Genomic DNA, 17,899 nt, shown 5'->3' with positions numbered 1-17,899 from the left:
GCATGCATCGACGCATTCGAAGCGCCACGACCGCCCTCGTCGCGGCCGCCGTCGCCGCGACCCTGCTCGCGGGATGCGCGGCGCGCGACGCCGAGAACGGAGCCCCGCCTGTGCCCGGGATCATCCCCCTTCCCGCCTCCTTCGAGTTGCACGAGGACGATGCGCCCTTCACGATCACGCCCGAGACCCGTGTCGTGACCCTGGGTGAGGAGGCCACGGCAGACTCCGCGGTCGCGGGCGTCGCATCCCTCCTCGCAGATCGGCTGCGCACCGCCACGGGCTACGACATCCCCGTCGAAGCCGGCGTGTCCGAGGCATCCGTTCGACCGGCCGAGAGCACCGCCGACATCACGCTCGCGCTGCGCGACGGCGGCGACCCCGCGAGCGAGGCGTACACGCTCGCGATCGCCGAGAACGGCGTGCAGATCACGGCGGATGCCCCGGCCGGCCTTTTCTGGGGCGTGCAATCACTTCGGCAACTGCTGCCGGCCGCGATCGACGGGGTCGGCGTCGGGGCGGGCGCGAGCGCACCCCCGGGCGGATGGATCGCCCCGGCGATCACCGTCGCGGACGCTCCGCGATTCGCGTTCCGGGGCGCATCGCTCGACGTCGCCCGTCATTTCTTCTCGGTCGACGAGGTCGAGCGATTCATCGACGACATCGCCGCCCTCAAGTTCAACGTGCTCCAGCTCCACCTCACCGACGATCAGGGCTGGCGTATCCGGATCGACTCGTGGCCGAACCTCACCGAACTCGGCGGCCGGACTTCGGCGTACGGCGAAAGCGGCGGCTACTACTCGAAGGACGACTATCGCGAGATCGTCGAATACGCGGCCGCGCGGTTCGTCACGATCGTGCCCGAGATCGACCTGCCGGGTCACACGAATGCGGCGCTCAACGCCTACCCCGAACTGAACTGCGACGGCGTCGCGCCCGAGCCGTATCAGGGCATCGAGGTCGGCTTCTCGTCGCTGTGCGCGTCGCCCGAGCGGGCCGAGGTCACGAACCGATTCCTCGCAGACGTGCTCGGCGAGGTCGCCGCGATGACCCCGGGCCCCTGGATCCACGTCGGCGGCGACGAATCGCTCTCGACGCCCGAAGCCGACTACCTCGACCTCGTGAACCGCATCACCGCGGCTGCCGCCGCGACCGGAAAGACCGTCATCGGCTGGCACGAGATCGGCGTCTCGAAAACCCTTCCTGCCGGGACGATCGGCGGGTACTGGGGTTTCACGAAGCCCGAGGGCGACTCGGCCGCCCTTGCCAAGTCCTTCGTCGACCAGGGCGGCAAGGTTCTCCTGATGCCCGCCGACGCGGCCTACATGGACATGGTCTACACCGACGAGCCTCAGAGTCCCACCGGCCGCGGCATCGGCGCCGATTGGGCGAAGGGTCCGACGAACTCGCAGGAGGCGCTGCGGTGGGAGCCGACGGCGATCCTGCCGGGCGTCGGCGAGTCCGACATCCTCGGCGTCGTCGCACCGCTCTGGACCGAGACGATCCGGACGATCGGCGACATCGAGTTCATGTTCTTCCCGCGCGCCGCGGGCATCGCCGAGATCGGCTGGTCGCCGTCCGCCGGCGCCGAGTCGGGGTCGCGAGACTTCACCGAGTACACCGGGCGGCTCGTCCAGCTCGCGACGCACTGGGATGCCGCGGGCGTCGGGTTCTACCGCGAGCGCGACATCCCGTGGCTGTAGCCCCCGTCGCCGCATCCGTCGCCGTCCGAACCATCCGCCCAATACTGTTTCAGGAGATCGCGCGCTATTCAGGAGCAGATCGACGAAACGGTCCTGAACAGCGCGCGATCACCTGAAACCCGAAGCGAGGCGGCAGCCGCGCAGCCGCGCAGCCTGCTACTTGACGCTGCCCGCCGTGAGCCCGCCGACGAGGCGCTTCTCGATGAGCATGAAGAGCACGACGACGGGCACGATCGCGACGATCGAGACGCCGAACACGTACTGCCAGCTCGTCTCGTACTGGCCGACGAACTTCGTGAGCGCGACCGACAGCGGCTGGTTGCCCGCCGTCGAGAGGATGACGAGCGACGCGGCGAACTCGTTCCAGCACGCGACGAACGTGAACACGATGGCGGTCACGATGCCGGGCCAGACGAGCGGCAGGTTGATGCGGAAGAGCACCGTGAGGCGACCTGCGCCGTCGATCTGGGCGGCCTCGTCGATCTCCTTCGGGATGCCCGCGAAGAACGAGTGCATGATCCATACCGCGAACGAGAGGTTGAACGCGGCGTTGATGAAGATCATCGCGGCCCACGTGTCCATGAGGCCGAGCGCGAGGAACTGGCGGAAGAGGCCCGACGTGAGCACGGCGGGCTGGAGCATTTGCGTCACGATGACGAGGAAGAGGAACACGAGCCGCCCCGGGAACCGGAACCGCGCGGTGTAGTACGCGGCCGGCAGCGACACGGCGAGCACGAGCAGCGTCGCGAACACCGAGATGACGATCGTCGAGACGAGGTTCTGCACGAGCGGCGTCTCGGGCGTCGACCACATCGTGAGGTAGTTCTCCCAGTGCCACTCCGTCGGGAAGTAGGTTGGGTCGACCGAGCGGATCTGCGCCTTCGTCTTCACCGAGCCGAAGAACATGATGAGATACGGCAGCATGAAGACGACGAGCACGATGAGCCCGGCGAGCATGCGGAGGAGCACGCGCGGCAGGGTCACCTGGTCTTCGGTGTAGCGCCTGCGGCGTCCGGATGCCCCGGAGCCGGCGCTCTTCGACGCTGCGTCGCCCTGGGTGGTGAGGGTTCGGGTGGCGGTGACGGTCATCGCTCAGACCTCCTGCATGGGCTTGACGACCTTCACGTACGCCGCGACGATCACGATGACGATGAGGAACGCGACGACCGAGAGCGCGCTCGCGACGTCGATCTTGTGCTGGTTCTGGATGTATTTGAAGATCATCGTCATGATCGTGTCGGCGTCGTAGCCGGGGATCGATCCGGTCATGACCTTCAGGATCGGCAGCGAGTTGAACACGTTGATGATGTTGATGAGGACGGCCACGCTGAGCGCCCCGCGGAGCTGGGGCAACACGACCGAGAAGTAGGTGCGGGCGGGGCCGGCGCCGTCCATCTTGGCGGCTTCGACGACGTCGCCGGGGACGGTCGCGAGGCCCGCGAGGATCGTGTACGTCGTGAACGGGAGCGACACGAAGACCGCGACGACGATCGACCACGCGAACGCCGTGCCGGGGTTTCTCGTCCAGCCGTAGCCCTCGGGGGTGTCGATGAGGCCGACGTCGACCAAGAACGTGTTGATGATGCCGAAGTACGGCTCGAGGCCGTAGAAGACGACCATCGTCGTCATGACGACCGAGGCGGCCCACGGGATGATGACCGCGAGGCGCACGATCTTCCGGCCGGGGAAGGCCTTGTCGAGGATCTGCGCGAGGCCGAGCGAGAGCAGCACGGTCACGCCCACGACGACCACGACCCACACGATCGTGCGGAAGAAGATCGGCCAGAAGTAGGGGAACGCGAACACCTCGGCGAAGTTGTCGAAGCCCGCTGAGCCCTTGTCGAGGCCCGAGAGCGAGATGTCCCGCGTGGAGTTGAAGAACATGACGCCGGCGGGGTAGACCACGACGCCGAAGATGAGGAGGAGCGCGGGGGCGATCCAGGGGAGCGCGCGCAGCAGGTCGCGTGCCGACCCGCCGGGGCGGGGGCGGCCCGAAGAGGCCGCCCCCGCGATGATCGATGAGGTCTCGGTCGAGGTGCTCATTGGTCGAGAGTCACCGATCCTTCCGTTCGTGCGTGCGAGGTGGGTTCGGGGATCAGCCCGCGTCGACCTGCGCCTGGATCTCCGTGAGGACATCCTGTGCGGGCTTCGTCTGGATCTGGCCGAAGAGCGACTTGAACGCGCCGTCGGCGGCGGCCCACTGCGTGTTGGTGCTCGGGTAGAACTGCGCGCCAGGGAGCACGTCGAGGAAGGGCTTGAGGGCCTCTTCGCCCGAGAGCGCCTCGGCGCCCGACTTCGTGACGGGGAGGAAGCCTTCGGTCTGCACCCACGGCACGTACACGTCGGCCGAGTAGTAGTAGTCGAAGAACTTCGTGATGGCGTCCTGCTTGTCCTCGTCGTTCTTGAATGCCATGAGCTGGTCCATGACGCCGAGGGTGAAGGCCGAGCCGTCCTTCGTGGGGATCGGGACGATCGAGTAGTCGAGGTCGGGGTTGCCCTCGGCGATCTGGCCGACCGTCGGCGGGAGGCCGACCTGCATGCCGATCTTGCCCTGGATGAAGATGTCCATGAGCGGCGAGCGGTCGGTCGAGCCCGGGTCGGCCTGCGTGGCGCCCGCGTCGATCATCTTCTTGATCTGCTCGGCACCGGGGAGGTTCGACGGGTCGTCGATCGTGATCGCGTCCGCGTCGCCGAACGTGCCGCCGCCGCCCCAGAGCCACACGGCCGCTTCGGCCTGCGCCTCTTCGGAGCCGAGCGGCATGCCGTAGCCGGCGATGCCGTTGCCGAGCGCCGAGACCTTCGTCGCAGCGTCGAGGAGTTCGTCCCACGTGGTGGGCGCTTCGGCGACGCCTGCCTGCTCGAGGAGGGCGTTGTTGACGAAGAGCGCGCGCGCCGAGGCGATGAGGGGCAGCGCGTAGGCGGTGCCGTCGACCTCGGCGTTGGCGAGGAACGAGTCCTGGAAGTCGCTCAGCGTGTCGGGCGAGACGACGTCGGCGGCCGGGTAGAGGAGGTCGTCGGCGACGTAGCCGGCGAAGGGGCCGCCGTTGAAGATGTCGGGGGCTTCGCCGCCCGAGATCTTGGTCGTGATGACGGAGTCGAGGTTGTCCCACGACTGCACCTCGAGGTTGACGGTGATGTCGGGGTTCGCGGCTTCGAACCCGTCGATGACGTCTTCCCAGAGGCCCTGGGTGTTGTCGGAGTAGCTCGGCACGAGCAGGTCGAGCGTGGTCTTGCCGCTCGCCGCGTCGTCGCCGCCGGCGTCGCCGCCGAAACCGCAGGACGCGAGCGTGAGCGTCGCGGTGGCCGCGAGCGCGATCGCCGCGGAGAACCGCAGTGACTTCTTCATCGATGTCTTCCTCACTCTGGTGGGTGGTCGCGCGGCACGTGTGGAGTCCGTGTCGACGCCGGGATCAGGTCTTCGCACGTGCTGTGTGATGTTTCCTGAACGTTTCGCGCCCGAATCAATCAACTTCGAGCACCGTGAGGGCGAATCTATGACGCAATGCGTCGGTCGTCAACACTATTGCCAATTTCGTTATCGGAACTTTCCTGCGGCGATTCCCATCCGCGCATGGCAGACTTTCAATCGTTGCGATGATCGTTCACTCTATGATTCGATCAGATGCAATCATGGATTCGTCACGCTTTCGACCGGAGGAGACCCCTGTGACCGACCCCACCGCCGCCCACGCCTCGCACATGGCGACGGAGCTCGCGAGCCAGCCCGACCTGTGGGCCCGGGCCGCCGGTCTCACCGACCTCCAGGCGCTCCTTCCCGCTCGCGGCGAGCGCATCGCCGTCGTCGGCTGCGGCACCTCGTGGTTCATGGCACAGTCCTACGCGATCCTCCGCGAGCGGGCCGGCCACGGCGAGACCGACGCGTTCGCGGCATCCGAAGCCCCCGACGCCCGCGACTACGACGCGATCGTCGCCCTCACGCGCTCGGGCACGACGACCGAGGTCCTGCAGTACGTCGAGCGGGCGCGCGGGCGCGTCAAGACGATCGGCGTCATCGGCGACGCATCCTCGCCGCTCGTCCCCCTCGTCGACGAGGCCGTCACGCTGCCCTTCGCCGACGAGGAGTCGGTCGTGCAGACGCGCTTCGCGACGACCGCGCTCGCGCTCTTCCGCGCGAGCCTCGGCGAAGACCTCGAGCAGGCCGTCGCCGACGCGCGCACGGCCGTCGCAGAAGACCTGCCGCCCGTCCTCATCGACGCCGACCAGTACTCCTTCCTCGGCCTCGGCTGGTCGTACGGGCTCGCGCAAGAGGCCGCGCTCAAGATGCGCGAGGCGTCGCAGTCGTGGACCGAGGCCTACCCGTCGATGGAGTACCGCCACGGCCCGCTCGCGATCGCGGCCCCGGGCCGCGTGACGTGGCAGTTCGGCGACGCCCCCGAAGGACTCGCGGGCGAGGTCGCCGCGACCGGCGCGCACTTCGAACAGGGTCGCCTCGACCCGCTCGCCGAGCTCGTCCGCGCGCAGCGCGTCGCGCTCGCGCGCGCGGTCGATCGCGGCCTCGACCCCGACCGCCCCCGCAACCTCACCCGGTCGGTCATCCTTGACGCATGATGTCTGACACCCCCGCCGCGGCCCCCGCTTCCGACGACCCGCGCGACCCGCTCCTCGGGACCGGCGCGGCGGTGCTCGCGTTCGACGTCGGCGGCACCGACACGAAGTCGGCGATCGTCGACGAGTCGGGCCGCGTGCTCGGCGTGCGCCGAACGCCGACGCCGCACGACGAGGCCGACCCGGCGGGCGCGATCGTCGCTCACATCACATCGCTCGCGGCCGAGTACCGCGAGGACTTCCCGGATGTCTCGCCCGTCGCCGCTGGCCTCAGCGTGCCGGGGCTCGTCGACGAAGCACGCGGCATCGGCCTGTTCGCATCGAACCTGGGCTGGCACGACGCGCCCTTGCGCGATCTCGCCGAGCACGCGCTGGGGCTCCCCGTGGCCTTCGGGCACGACGTGCGCTCGGCGGGCGACGCCGAGCATCGGCTGGGCGCGGCGCGCGGGGCCGACGACGTCGTCGTCCTCGCGATCGGCACGGGCATCGCGAGCGCGATCATCGCGGGCGGCAGGCCGATCACGGCGGGCGGGTACGCCGGCGAGCTCGGCCACGCGCTCATCTGGCCCGAGGGCGAGCTCTGCGCGTGCGGAGCGGTGGGATGTCTCGAGACGATCGCGTCGGCAGGGGCGATCGCGCGCCGATACTCCGAGCGCTCGGGGCGCAAGACGCCCGGCGCGCGCGAGGTGCTCGACGCGTCGAAGGCCGGAGACATCGTCGCCGAGCGGGTGTGGGACGACGCCGTCGAGGCGCTCGCCCGCGCGCTCGCGCCGCTCGTCGCGATCCTCGGTCCCGAGCTCGTCGTCATCGGCGGCGGGCTCGCCGAAGCCGGGCGCGACCTCTTCGAGCCCGTGCAGCACCGGCTCGACGCGCTCCTTTCCTTCCACCGCCGCCCGCGGCTCGTGAAGGCCGCCCTCGGCGACGACGCGGGCGTGCTCGGCACGGCACTCCGAGCGCGCGACCTCGCGGCGGGCAGGCTCGACCGCGCGCACGGCGCCGACGTCCACGCTGTCGAGAGCGACCCCGCCTCATGATCCTCACCGTCACCCCGAATCCCGCCCTCGATCTCACGTGGCATGTCGACCGGCTCGCCCCCGGCGAGACCCATCGCGTCGACACCGGGCACGGGCGCGCCGGCGGCAAGGGACTCAACGTCGCACGCGTCCTCCACGCCGAGGGCCGCGAGGTGACCGCACTCGCGACGGTCGGCGGCGCGTCGGGCCATGAGTTCGCGGCCGAGGCGGCGGCGAGCGGCATCCCGACCCGGCTCCTGCCCGTCGCGGGGTCGACCAGGCGGAGCATCGCGATCGTCGACCGTCGCTCGGGCGAGGCGACCGTGCTCAACGAGCGCGGCGCCGCACTCGCGGCCCACGAGGCATCCGCCCTGCTCGCCGAAGCGGCGACGCTCGGCGGCCGCGCACGGGCCGTCGCGATCTCGGGCAGCCTGCCGCCGGGTCTCCACGCCGACGCGATCGGCGAGCTCGTCGCGACGCTCACGGCGCACGGCGTGCCGGTCGTGGCGGATGTCCCGGGCGCGGCGCTCCTCGCGGCGGCGCGCGCCGGGGCGGCCGCCGTGAAGCCCAATCGCGACGAACTGGTCGAGGCGACGGGCGAGCACGACCCGCTCGCGGGCGCCCGCCGTCTGCAGGCGCTCGGGGCCCGCATCGTCGTCGCGTCGCTCGGCGCCGACGGCATGCTCGTGCTCGACCCCGAAGGGCGCGCCCTCCGGGCGCGGCTCGGCCGCACCCTCCACGGCAACGCGACAGGTGCGGGCGATGCCGCCGTCGCGGCGATCGCGCTCGCGCTCGCGGAAGCCTCGGACGCGTCCGAAGCCCCCGACCTCGAAAGCCTCGCCCGCCGTGCCGCGGCCTGGTCGGCCTCAGCGGTGCTCATGCCGCTCGCGGGCGAACTGCACCCCGACCACGCCGCGCTCGCGCGCGAGATCGCCATCGATGACGACATCGACACCGACGCCACGGAGCCCGAATGACCCTGACCCCGACCCGCACCCTGCTCGACGACGCCGCCGCGCGCGGCTCGGGGGTCGGTGCGTTCAACGTGCTGCACATCGAGACGGCAGAGGCCCTCGTCGCCGCCGCCGAGTCGACGGGACTGCCCGTCATCCTGCAGCTCTCCGAGAACTGCGTCGGCTATCACGGCGCGCTCGACCCGATCGCGCTCGCGACCCTCGCGATCGCCGACGCGTCGACCGCCGACGTCGCCGTCCACCTCGACCACGCCGAAGACGCCGCCCTCGCGCTCCGCGCGATCGACCTCGGGTTCGGGTCGGTCATGTTCGACGGGTCGAAGCTGCCGTTCGCCGAGAACGTCGCGGTCACGCGGCAGGTCGTCGCAGCGGCGCACGCCGCGGGCGTCGCGGTCGAGGCCGAACTGGGCGAGATCGGCGGGAAGGACGGCGCGCACGCGCCCGGCGTCCGCACCGATCCCGCCGAGGCATCCCGCTTCGTGGCTGACACGGGCGTCGACGCCCTCGCCGTCGCCGTCGGGTCGTCGCACGCCATGACCGAGCGGACGGCCGCCCTCGACCTCGACCTCGTCGCGCGCCTGCGCGACGGGGTGCCCGTGCCGCTCGTGCTGCACGGCTCGTCGGGCGTCGCCGACGACGTCATCGCGGCCGGCATCCGCGCCGGGCTCGTGAAGATCAACGTCTCGACGCACCTGAACGTGCAGTTCACGAACGCGATCCGCGAGTACCTCGCGGAGCATCCGACGACGGTCGACTCGCGCAAGTACCTCGCAGTGGGGCGTTCCGCGGTCGCCGCCGAAGCCGCCAGACTGCTCGTGTTGTTCGCCGGAGAACGGAGCGTGGTCGTATGAATCGTGCAGAACGCCTGTCGGCCGTGCTCGACCTCCTCGCCGAGGACGGTCAGGTCGAGGTCGACCAGGTCGTCGAGCGGCTCGGCGTCTCCCCCGCGACCGCGCGTCGCGACCTCGACGCGCTCGCCCAGCAGCAGCTGCTCACCCGCACGCGCGGCGGCGCGGTCGCGCACTCGGTCGCCTACGACCTGCCGATCCGGTACAAGCATCAGCAGAATCCCGACGCGAAGGCCGCGATCGCGCGTGCCGCGAGCGACCTCGTTCCGCGCGGCGGCATCATCGGCCTGTGCGGCGGGACGACGGCGACCGCCATCGCCGACGCCCTGATGTCGCGTGCCGACATCATGGAGCCCGCGCCCGACCCCGGTCTCACCGTCGTCACCAACGCGATCAACATCGCCATGCAGCTCGCGATGCGCCCGCAGATCAAGACCGTCGTGACGGGCGGCATCGTGCACGCACGCTCGTACGAGCTCGTGGGCTCCTACACCGACGGCGTGCTCGGCAACATCAGCCTCGATCTCGCGTTCATCGGCGTGAACGGGCTCGACGCGGTCGTGGGGCCGACGTCGCACGACGAGCGCGAGGCCGCCGTCAACGCGCTCATGGCCTCGCGCGCCGCGCGCGCGGTCATCGTGGCGGATGCGTCGAAGCTCGACCGGCGCGCGTTCGCGGCGATCGGCGCACCGCTCTTCGACACGCTCATCACCGACGGCGGGGCGACGGAGGACCAGCGCGTGCGCTTCCGTGAGGCGGGCTACGAGGTCATCGTCGCCTCGTGAGCGTTATCGTTCTCGAGTGAGCGCTTCGACCGTCATCCACTCCGCCCGCCTCGTCACCGGCGGTGACACGATCACCGACGCGTGGGTGCGCTTCGAGGGCGACCGGGTCGCGGCGCGCGGCATCGGCGACGAGTGGCGTGAGCAGGTCGCAGCAGGCGCTCAGGATGTCTCCGTCGACGTCGTCGACGCGGCGGGCCGCTGGCTCGTGCCGGGCTTCATCGACCTCCACACGCACGGCGCCGGCGGGGCGTCGGTCGAAGACGGCGAGACGGGCATCGAGACCCTGCTCGACGTGCACACGGCGCACGGCACGACGCGGGCGGTGTGCTCGCTCGTCTCGGCGCCCGTCGAGGTGCTCGCCGAACGCCTCCGCGCGATCGCCGCGGTCGCCGCGCGCGACCCGCGCGTGCTCGGCGCGCACCTCGAGGGCCCCTTCCTCGACCACGACTTCCGGGGCGCGCACGACCCCGAGGTGCTCCGCACGGCCGACGCCGACGCGGTCGACCTGCTCCTGGCCGCAGCGGACGGCACGCTCGTGCAGATCACGATGGCGCCCGAGCACGAGGGTGCGCTCGACGCGATCCGCCGGTTCGCCGATGCGGGCGTCCGCGTCGCGGTCGGGCACACGGGCGCCGACTACGAGACCTCGCTCGCCGCGTTCGGCGCGGGCGCGACGATCCTGACCCATGCCTTCAACGGCATGCGCGGCATCCACCACCGGGCGCCGGGCCCGGTCGTGGCGGCGATGCACGCCGACCACGTCACGCTCGAGATCGTGAACGACGGCGTGCACGTGCACCCCGACGTCGTGAAGCTCGCCTTCCAGGGCGCGCCCGGCCGGGTCGCGATGATCACCGACGCGATGGCCGCCACGGGTGCCGCCGACGGCGACTACATCCTCGGCTCGCTCGCCGTGGTCGTGAACGACGGCGTCGCCCGCCTCCGCGACACGGGGTCGATCGCAGGTTCGACGCTCACGCTCGACGTCGCGCTCCGCAACGCCGTCGTCGAGAGCGGCATCCCGTTCGTCGAGGCCGTCGGCGCGCTCACGGTGACGCCCGCCGCAGCCATCGGCCGCGCGCACGATCTCGGCCGGCTCGACGCGGGCTACGCGGCCGACGCCGTACTCCTCTCCGACGAGCTGGCGGTCGAGGCCGTGTGGGGCGCCGGGGCGCGTCTCGTCTGAGGGCTCCGCGCGCTCGCCCGACACCCCACACGGGTTCGTGAGGCCGACGGCGCGGCCGAGGCATCCGGTCTTCGCGATCCGAACGCCCAGCGAGGCGGTCGGGCCTCGCTCGCGTGTTCCCCCATCGCGATCGAGACCCGACCGTCCTCGGGCCGCGCCTGCTGCGTGCGCGACCCGAGCGTCGGTGTGCCACCGACGCCCCGTTCCGATTCGGGTGCGGGTCCGGAACGGAGGTCCTCACCTGGAGAGATGGGCCGTACCCGGTTCTATGACGCGGGTTCGGAAGAATCTCGCCGAACGCCGGCGGACGCGACCGCGACCGCGACCGCGACGCCGGCTTCCGGCATCCGCTCGCCGTTTCCCAGCCTGATCTGATGGAATAGGGAAGACCCGAACCACAGACCCGAATGCCGGCCACACCCAGGCCGCGCCCTCGGATCCGACGCGTCATGATCCCCGTCTGCGCGCGTCTCTTCATCGGATCGCGCGATCGAGAGGAGCTGCCGCGTGCCCGACACCACCGCCTCCCCCGATACCGCGCTCGTCGCGCTCACGCGCGGCGGCGACGACCGCGCCTACGCCGAGCTGTGGCGTCGGCATTCGGCGGCCGGCCGCACGGTCGCCCGGTCGTTCTCGACCCTCGACCCCGATGACCTGGTCGCAGAGTCGTTCACGAAGATCTACGAGACGATCAAGAAGGGCGGCGGTCCGACGGGCGCGTTCCGTCCGTATCTCTTCACGACGATCCGCAACACCGCTGCGGGCTGGGGGCGCAAGTCGCACGAGACGACGCTCGACACCCTCGAGGCGTTCGAAGACCCCGACACGAACGAGCAGGCGACGCTCGACGCCCTCGATCGCAGCCTGACCGCGCAGGCGTTCCGGTCGCTGCCGACCCGCTGGCAAGAGGTGCTCTGGTACAGCGAGGTCGAGCAGATGACCCCGCAGCAGATCGCCCCGCTCGTCGGCATGAGCGCGAACAGCACGGCTGCGCTCGCGTACCGCGCCCGCGAGGGGCTCCGGCAGGCGTGGATCAGCGCGCACTTGAAGGGCGCCGAAGACCCCGAGTGCCGGTGGACGATCGACCGGCTCGGCACGTACACGCGCGGCAAGCTCGGCGCGCGCGACACGGGCAAGCTCGAGGCGCACCTCGACGAGTGCGCGAAGTGCACGATCGTCGCCGCCGAGGCGCGCGAGGTCGGCTCGCGCATCGCGCTCGTGCTCCTGCCGCTCGCGGCGGGCATCGCGGGCGCGGCCGGGTACACGGCGTGGCTGCAGCAGGGCGCGCCCGTGACGAACCTCGCGATGGGCGCCGCCGGTGCGGCGATGCCCGCGACGATCACGGGCGGTGCGGGCGCAGGCGGTTCGGGCGCGGCTGTCGGCGCCGGTGCCGGGAGCGCCGGGTCGTCCGGCGCGAGCGCAGGCGCGGGCGCCGGCGGAACAGCCGGTAGCGCCGGCGCTGCGGCCGGTGTCGGCGCGAGCGTCGGCACGATCGCCGCCGTGAGCGGCATCGGTGTGCTCGTCGCCGCGGCCGCGATCGCCGCCGCGGTCGTGCTCCCGTCGGTACTGTCGCCGGCGCCCGAAGAGCAGGCGTCGGCCGCGGAGGTCGTCGAAGCTCCGGATGTCTCGGCCGACGCCGACGATCCGATCGCGCTGCCCGAGTCACCTGTTGCTCCTGGCGACGTCCCGACCTTCGACGGCCCGACGCCCGACCCGGCCGAGCCCGGCGTCCCGCCTGCCGCGGATGCGCCGGTGCGACCCGACCCCGCGCCCGCTCCGAATCCGAGCCCGTCGCCCGAGCCTGCCCCAACGCCGACGCCCGAACCCGAACCCGAGCCCGAACCCGAGCCCGAACCCGAAGACACGGCCGCCGACGCACCCGTCTTCGCCGCCGACTCGGCGGGCGGCCTCGTCGACCCGCTCGTGACGGGCACGGCCGAGCCCGAGGCATCCGTCGTCGTCTCGGCCGCGGGCCGCACCTGGTCCGCGACCGCCGACGCGGCGGGCGCGTGGTCGGTCGTCCTCGACGGGCTTCCCGCGGGCACGACGAACGTGCAGGCGACGCAGACCGATGCGGCCGGCAACACGTCGCCCGCGAGCGAACCGGTCGCGGTGACGCTCACGCCGCCGACGGCGATCCTGCATCTGCTCCCGGGCCGGCTCGAACTCGAGGGCGCCGCCGGCGCGACCGTGCAGGTGCTCCGCAACGGCACTGCCGAGGTCGAGTTCACGATCGGCCCCGACGGAACGTTGCTCACGTACGGATTCGACTTCGCCGACTGGTTCGTCGACGATCTCGAGGTTCGGTATGTCGTCGACGGACGCACCGGTCCGTCGTCCGCCGTCGCCGCCGCGTTCTTCTGACGGGCCTCGTCCGGCCCGCTACCGTCCGCGCACGCCTGCAGCCCGCCCGCGCGCCGCGAGCACCGCGAGCGCGACCGTCGCAACAGCCGCGAACGCGACGAACGCCCACGGCAGCCCCGCGACGCCCGCGCTCCCGTACACGACCGCGCCGACGAGCGCGCCGCCGCCGATGCCGACGTTGAAGCCCGACGTGTAGAGGGCGCTCGCGGCGTCTCGGTGCGAGGGCGGCGCGGCGTGCAGCAGCCGCAATTGCAGGAGCGGCGGGATCGCCCCGAACGCGAGCCCCCACACGACGAACGCGGCGACGGCGAGCGCCGTGCCGGGCGCGAGGGCGAGTGCGACGAGCGCGGCGATCGTCAGCGCGAGCGAGGTGAGGAGCGCCGCGTCGGCATGACGTGCGAGCGGCGATCCCGCGACGACGAGCCCGACGGCACCCGCCGCGCCGTAGACGAACAGGAGGGGGCCGACGGCCGCGGCGGGCACGCCGACGAGGCCCGTGAGCACGGGCGCGACGTACGTGAACACGGCGTACTGCCCGAGCATGACGACCGCCGTGACGGCGCAGACGACGAGCACGGCGCCGTAGCCCGCGTCGCCGCGGCGGAACCGCGAGGCCGTCGGCGCGTCGGTCGGCGAGGCCGCCGGCAGCGCGAACCGCACGACGACCGCGCCGACGAGCGCGACCGCCGCGACGAGGCCGAACGCGAGCTGCCACCCGAACGCCTGCCCGAGCGAGGTCGCGAGCGGCACGCCGAGCACGAGCGCGAGGGTGCCTCCGCCCAGCACGATCGCGATCGCGCGGCCGATGAGCCGGTCGGGCACGAGGCGAGCGGCGGCGGCCGCGACGATCGCCCAGAACACGCCGTGCGCGAGCCCGCCGACGACACGGGCGACGACGAGCACCCAGTAGGCGGGCGCGAGCGCCGACGCCGCCGTCGAGAGCGCGAGCACGACGAGGACGCCCACGAGGAGTCCGCGCCGCGGCAGCCGGCTCGTGGCCGCGACGAGCGGCGCCGACGTCAGCACGACGACGAACGCGAACACCGACACGGTGAGGCCGATGAGCGGCTCGGGCACGCCGAGCCCCGCGCTCATCTCGGGGAGGAGCCCGGTCGGCAGCATCTCGATGGTGATCGAGAGGAAGACCGACGCGGCGAGCGCGAGGAGGGCGGGCCACGGCAGCTTCGCGCGCGGAACGGCCGACGGTGGAAGAGCGGAAGCGGATGATTCGGAAGCAGGATCGGCAAAGGACATTGAGGATGTCTCTCCGACGGCGTTCCCCGCCCGCGGGAACGCTCACCGCGGCGGGTCGACTACGCGCTCGTGTGCGCGCCCAGGGCCGTGCGGGATCCGCCGACCGTCCCCGAGTCTACCGCCCGAGACATCCGCCCGTCCCCGGCTGCCGCCCCTGCGCCGGTACGCTAGCCGAATGACCACCCCGCACCGCGACGGCCCGCTCAACCACTGGGTCTTCACGCTCAGCTGCGTCGACTCGCCGGGCATCGTGCACGCCGTGAGCGGCGCGATCGTCGAGTCGCGCGGCAACATCACCGAGAGCCAGCAGTTCCAGAGCGCCGACACGGGCCGGTTCTTCATGCGCGTGCAGGTCGAGTCGCCCGCGGGGCGCGAGGAGTTCGAGTCGGCGCTTCGGCCCGTCGTCGAGCGGTGGGACATGACGTGGCACCTCGACGCGGTGGGCCGCCCGCTCCGCACGCTCGTGCTCGCGTCGACGGCGGGGCACTGCGTCAACGATCTCCTGTTCCGCCAGCGCGCCGGCCAGCTGCCCGTCGAGATCCCGCTCGTGCTGTCGAACCACGGGGGCCTGCGCGACCTCGTCGATTTCTACGGCGTGCCGTTCGAGGCATCCGCCGTCACGAACGCCGACGAGAAGGCGGCCTTCGAGCAGCGCGTCCTCGACGCCGTCGACGAGCACGACATCGAGCTCGTCGTCCTCGCGCGCTACATGCAGATCCTCTCCCCCGAGCTGTGCGACGCCCTCGCGGGCCGCTGCATCAACATCCACCACTCGTTCCTGCCCGGGTTCAAGGGCGCGAACCCCTACCGTCAGGCGCACGCGCGCGGCGTCAAGCTCATCGGCGCGACGGCGCACTTCGTGACGAGCGATCTCGACGAGGGCCCGATCATCGAGCAGAACGTCGTGCGCGTCGACCACTCGCGCTCGGTCGCCGAGCTCGTCGCGATCGGCCAAGACGAGGAGAGCCGAACGCTCACCCAGGCCGTGAAATGGTTCGCCGAGCGGCGTGTGCTCCTCGACGGGGCCCGGACGATCATCTTCCGGTGATGCCATGACCGCGGAACCCGCCTTCCGGAGCCTCGCGCTCGAGGGGATTCCGCGGCCCGACTACGTCGACGTCCGGGCCGTCGCGGTGCCCGAGCGGATCGCGGTCGACCCCGAGATGTGGGCGCGCGAGCTCTTCACCCTCCGGTCGATGCCGGGGTGGGTGCGCGCCGCGATGGGCGTCCGCGCGGCGCTCGTGCCGCTCATCGGGGTCGACCCGTCGCAGCGGGGCGTGTTCGACGTGCGCGAGGTGCGCGGTGAGGAGGCGCTCGTCGCCTACGACGACCGCCACCTGTACTTCCGCTGCGGCATCGGCGTCGGCCGCGATCCGGGTCTCGTCCGGGTCACGACGGTCGTGAAGCTCCACGGGCGGCGCGGGCGCCTCTACTTCGCGTTCATCCGGATCGGGCACCCGTTCGTCGTCGAGGCGATGCTCGCGAAGACGGCGCGCAGGTTGGCACGCGCATAGGCGGTTAGGCTTGAACCCCGTGAACGACCGCACTCCCGAATCCCTGCCGAAGATCGGCGTGAACGACGTCCTCCGGTTCCTCCTCGAGCTCTTCGCGTTCGTGACGCTCGCCGTGTGGGGCTTCGTCGCGTTCCCGCTGCCGTGGCCGGGCATCGCGATCGGCATCGGCGCGCCGCTTGTCGCGATCGTCCTGTGGGCGCTGTTCGTGTCGCCCAGGGCCGTGTTCACGGTCGACGCGTTCGGCAAGGCCCTCGTCGAGATCGCCGTGTTCACGGCGACCGCGATCGCCTGGTGGACGATGGGTCAGCCGATCGTCGCGGTCATCACGGCCGTCGTCGCCGCGGTGAGCGGCATCTTGAACGGCCGCAAGGAGCTCGCGGACTGACGCGCGGCGCGCGGTCGAGGCATCCGGATGTCTCGCGCCCGCCCTCTTCTCGCAAACGCACCCCCTCCTTCCCTCCCTGCCTTCCCTCCCCGGCCTCCCCGGTTTGTCGGACATTCGCGTGTTTGTCGGACGTGAGCACGCGCTCACGTCCGACAAACCGACCGATGTCCGACAACCGCGTCAGGCGCGTGCCGCCGCGAGCTCGGGCTCGGGGTCGTCCTCGTGCGCGGCGACCGCGTCGGGCTCGGCGCCGCCGGCGGTGCGGAAGTGGCCGACGCCCGAGAGCAGGATGCCTGCCGCCGTCCACACCGCGAGGACGAGCCACGGGAACAGTGCGTCGGCCTGCGGGAAGTAGTTCACGTCGCGGAGGAGCGTGCTCGCAGCACCCGGCGGGAACCACTGGCCGATCGCACCCCAGCCGCCCGGCAGGAACTCGCGCGGGAACGCCGCCGCCGAGATCGGGTTCGCGACGAGCATCATCGTGATCGCGCCGACGGCGATGCCCGCCCGACCGATGAGGGCGACGAAGCCCGTGATGGGCGCGGCGATCGCTGAGAGGGCGAGGGCGATGACACCCGCGTTCGTCCAGTAGTCGCCCGGGAGCGCGCCGAGCCACGGGCCGAGCACGCCCGCGAGCGCGAGTCCGCCGACGACGGAGTAGACGACGACCGCGCCGACGCGGCGCATGGCGCCGATGATCGCGAACGAGATCGCGATGCCGCCGACCATGCCGCCGAGCACGAGCGGGAACATCGCCGCGGTGAGCGCCTGGCCGCGCGGGTCGGTGTCGGCGAGCGGCACGACGTCGGTGACCTCGACCGCGATGTGCGGCGGAGCCGCGGGTGCGCCCGCCGCTGCCGCGGCCGCCGCCGCCTGCGCGTTGACGCCCGCCTCGAGCTGCGCGGCGACGCCCGTGAGGAGTTGGTGCACGACGAGACTCGCCGCCGACGAGGTCAGCACCTCGGGCTGCTCGCCGAGGACGATCGCACCGTAGACCTCACGGCTCTCGATGGCCTCGACGGCTGCTGCGCGGTCGTCGAGCGCCGTGAAGGCGATCGCGCCCGGCTGGGCCTCGTCGACCACGGCTTCTGCGGCGGCGACGGCCTGGTCGGGGCCCGTGATGCCGATGGGCAGGTCGTGGGGGTCGCTCGTGACCGCGGGCCACGCGAACGCGAGCACGATGATCGAGACGACGGCGGCGAGCGCGAGGCCGACTGCGACGACGCGGCCGATCGGCGTGCGGGGCGATGCGCCTTGCTGGCGAGACATCCGTACCTCCGAAAATAAAAAACGAATACTCGTTCTTTATA

General features: G+C 71.7%; 16 protein-coding genes. 11 read left to right on the top strand and 5 right to left on the bottom strand.

Annotated features, from left to right (window positions below; genetic code table 11):
- Positions 1-2: 2 nt before the first annotated feature.
- Complete coding sequence (locus tag ET445_RS07810; protein ID WP_129190338.1) at positions 3-1,700, top strand: beta-N-acetylhexosaminidase; 1,698 nt, start codon at positions 3-5, stop codon at positions 1,698-1,700.
- Positions 1,701-1,856: 156 nt separating this feature from the next.
- Here the strand turns inward: ET445_RS07810 and ET445_RS07805 are convergent, their stop codons facing one another.
- Genes ET445_RS07805 through ET445_RS07795 form a run of 3 tightly spaced genes read right to left on the bottom strand, consistent with a single transcriptional unit; the run spans position 1,857 to position 5,046 of the window.
- Positions 1,857-2,789, bottom strand: a complete 933-nt coding sequence (locus ET445_RS07805; protein WP_208008588.1) for a carbohydrate ABC transporter permease — start codon at positions 2,787-2,789, stop codon at positions 1,857-1,859.
- A gap of 3 nt (positions 2,790-2,792) precedes the next feature.
- Positions 2,793-3,743 carry a carbohydrate ABC transporter permease gene (locus ET445_RS07800; RefSeq protein ID WP_129190336.1) on the bottom strand — a complete coding sequence of 317 codons (951 nt, stop codon included), beginning with the start codon at positions 3,741-3,743 and terminating at the stop codon, positions 2,793-2,795.
- Positions 3,744-3,795: 52 nt separating this feature from the next.
- Positions 3,796-5,046, bottom strand: coding sequence for an extracellular solute-binding protein (locus ET445_RS07795; RefSeq protein ID WP_129190335.1), 1,251 nt, complete (start codon positions 5,044-5,046; stop codon positions 3,796-3,798).
- Between the two features lie 353 nt (positions 5,047-5,399).
- Here ET445_RS07795 and ET445_RS07790 point away from each other — a divergent pair, with 353 nt between their 5' ends.
- From ET445_RS07790 to ET445_RS07760, 7 genes are all read left to right on the top strand, one after another.
- Entirely contained in the window at positions 5,400-6,269 is an 870-nt protein-coding gene (locus ET445_RS07790; protein WP_129192462.1) for an SIS domain-containing protein, read from the top strand.
- Positions 6,266-7,300: an ROK family protein gene (locus ET445_RS07785; protein WP_243695370.1), complete on the top strand. Its 1,035-nt coding sequence runs from the start codon at positions 6,266-6,268 to the stop codon at positions 7,298-7,300. The genes ET445_RS07790 and ET445_RS07785 overlap by 4 nt, the downstream gene beginning before the upstream one ends.
- On the top strand, positions 7,297-8,256 hold the full coding sequence (locus ET445_RS07780) for a 1-phosphofructokinase family hexose kinase (RefSeq protein ID WP_129190333.1): 960 nt from the start codon (positions 7,297-7,299) through the stop codon (positions 8,254-8,256). Before ET445_RS07785 ends, ET445_RS07780 begins: the two co-directional genes overlap by 4 nt.
- Entirely contained in the window at positions 8,253-9,104 is an 852-nt protein-coding gene (locus ET445_RS07775; protein WP_129190331.1) for a class II fructose-bisphosphate aldolase, read from the top strand. Before ET445_RS07780 ends, ET445_RS07775 begins: the two co-directional genes overlap by 4 nt.
- Positions 9,101-9,886, top strand: coding sequence for a DeoR/GlpR family DNA-binding transcription regulator (locus ET445_RS07770; protein ID WP_129190329.1), 786 nt, complete (start codon positions 9,101-9,103; stop codon positions 9,884-9,886). The genes ET445_RS07775 and ET445_RS07770 overlap by 4 nt, the downstream gene beginning before the upstream one ends.
- Before the next feature lie 16 nt (positions 9,887-9,902).
- A complete protein-coding gene (gene nagA / locus ET445_RS07765; protein WP_129190327.1) occupies positions 9,903-11,072 on the top strand; it encodes an N-acetylglucosamine-6-phosphate deacetylase in 1,170 nt (389 codons plus the stop codon).
- A 507-nt stretch (positions 11,073-11,579) separates the two neighbouring features.
- Positions 11,580-13,436 carry a sigma-70 family RNA polymerase sigma factor gene (locus ET445_RS07760; RefSeq protein ID WP_129190325.1) on the top strand — a complete coding sequence of 619 codons (1,857 nt, stop codon included), beginning with the start codon at positions 11,580-11,582 and terminating at the stop codon, positions 13,434-13,436.
- Between the two features lie 18 nt (positions 13,437-13,454).
- On the opposite strand, the gene ET445_RS07755 is transcribed toward ET445_RS07760, so the two are convergent.
- Positions 13,455-14,690: an MFS transporter gene (locus ET445_RS07755; RefSeq protein ID WP_129190324.1), complete on the bottom strand. Its 1,236-nt coding sequence runs from the start codon at positions 14,688-14,690 to the stop codon at positions 13,455-13,457.
- 175 nt (positions 14,691-14,865) lie between these two features.
- Between ET445_RS07755 and purU the strand changes: the two genes are divergently transcribed.
- Genes purU through ET445_RS07740 form a run of 3 tightly spaced genes read left to right on the top strand, consistent with a single transcriptional unit; the run spans position 14,866 to position 16,589 of the window.
- The gene (gene purU / locus ET445_RS07750; RefSeq protein WP_129190322.1) at positions 14,866-15,738 is read left to right on the top strand and encodes a formyltetrahydrofolate deformylase; all 873 of its coding nucleotides are present in this window, start codon (positions 14,866-14,868) and stop codon (positions 15,736-15,738) included.
- Positions 15,739-15,742: 4 nt separating this feature from the next.
- Positions 15,743-16,204, top strand: coding sequence for a DUF2867 domain-containing protein (locus ET445_RS07745; protein ID WP_129190320.1), 462 nt, complete (start codon positions 15,743-15,745; stop codon positions 16,202-16,204).
- Between the two features lie 19 nt (positions 16,205-16,223).
- Positions 16,224-16,589, top strand: a complete 366-nt coding sequence (locus ET445_RS07740; protein WP_129190318.1) for a YrdB family protein — start codon at positions 16,224-16,226, stop codon at positions 16,587-16,589.
- Between the two features lie 180 nt (positions 16,590-16,769).
- Here the strand turns inward: ET445_RS07740 and ET445_RS07735 are convergent, their stop codons facing one another.
- Positions 16,770-17,858 (bottom strand): hypothetical protein, encoded by a 1,089-nt coding sequence (locus ET445_RS07735; RefSeq protein ID WP_208008582.1) that lies wholly within the window; start codon positions 17,856-17,858, stop codon positions 16,770-16,772.
- Positions 17,859-17,899: the final 41 nt, after the last annotated feature.

This window comes from Agromyces protaetiae (genome assembly GCF_004135405.1).
GTDB classification, from domain to species: Bacteria; Actinomycetota; Actinomycetes; order Actinomycetales; family Microbacteriaceae; genus Agromyces; species Agromyces protaetiae.
This window is presented reverse-complemented; position numbering and strand designations above follow the sequence as displayed.

Coding starts and splice junctions, on each gene's coding strand:
- ET445_RS07810 (WP_129190338.1), top strand. CDS start 3: ATGCATCGACGCATTCGAAGCGCCACGACCGCCCTCGTCGCGGCCGCC.
- ET445_RS07805 (WP_208008588.1), bottom strand. CDS start 2,789: ATGACCGTCACCGCCACCCGAACCCTCACCACCCAGGGCGACGCAGCG.
- ET445_RS07800 (WP_129190336.1), bottom strand. CDS start 3,743: ATGAGCACCTCGACCGAGACCTCATCGATCATCGCGGGGGCGGCCTCT.
- ET445_RS07795 (WP_129190335.1), bottom strand. CDS start 5,046: ATGAAGAAGTCACTGCGGTTCTCCGCGGCGATCGCGCTCGCGGCCACC.
- ET445_RS07790 (WP_129192462.1), top strand. CDS start 5,400: ATGGCGACGGAGCTCGCGAGCCAGCCCGACCTGTGGGCCCGGGCCGCC.
- ET445_RS07785 (WP_243695370.1), top strand. CDS start 6,266: ATGATGTCTGACACCCCCGCCGCGGCCCCCGCTTCCGACGACCCGCGC.
- ET445_RS07780 (WP_129190333.1), top strand. CDS start 7,297: ATGATCCTCACCGTCACCCCGAATCCCGCCCTCGATCTCACGTGGCAT.
- ET445_RS07775 (WP_129190331.1), top strand. CDS start 8,253: ATGACCCTGACCCCGACCCGCACCCTGCTCGACGACGCCGCCGCGCGC.
- ET445_RS07770 (WP_129190329.1), top strand. CDS start 9,101: ATGAATCGTGCAGAACGCCTGTCGGCCGTGCTCGACCTCCTCGCCGAG.
- ET445_RS07755 (WP_129190324.1), bottom strand. CDS start 14,690: ATGTCCTTTGCCGATCCTGCTTCCGAATCATCCGCTTCCGCTCTTCCA.
- purU (WP_129190322.1), top strand. CDS start 14,866: ATGACCACCCCGCACCGCGACGGCCCGCTCAACCACTGGGTCTTCACG.
- ET445_RS07745 (WP_129190320.1), top strand. CDS start 15,743: ATGACCGCGGAACCCGCCTTCCGGAGCCTCGCGCTCGAGGGGATTCCG.
- ET445_RS07735 (WP_208008582.1), bottom strand. CDS start 17,858: ATGTCTCGCCAGCAAGGCGCATCGCCCCGCACGCCGATCGGCCGCGTC.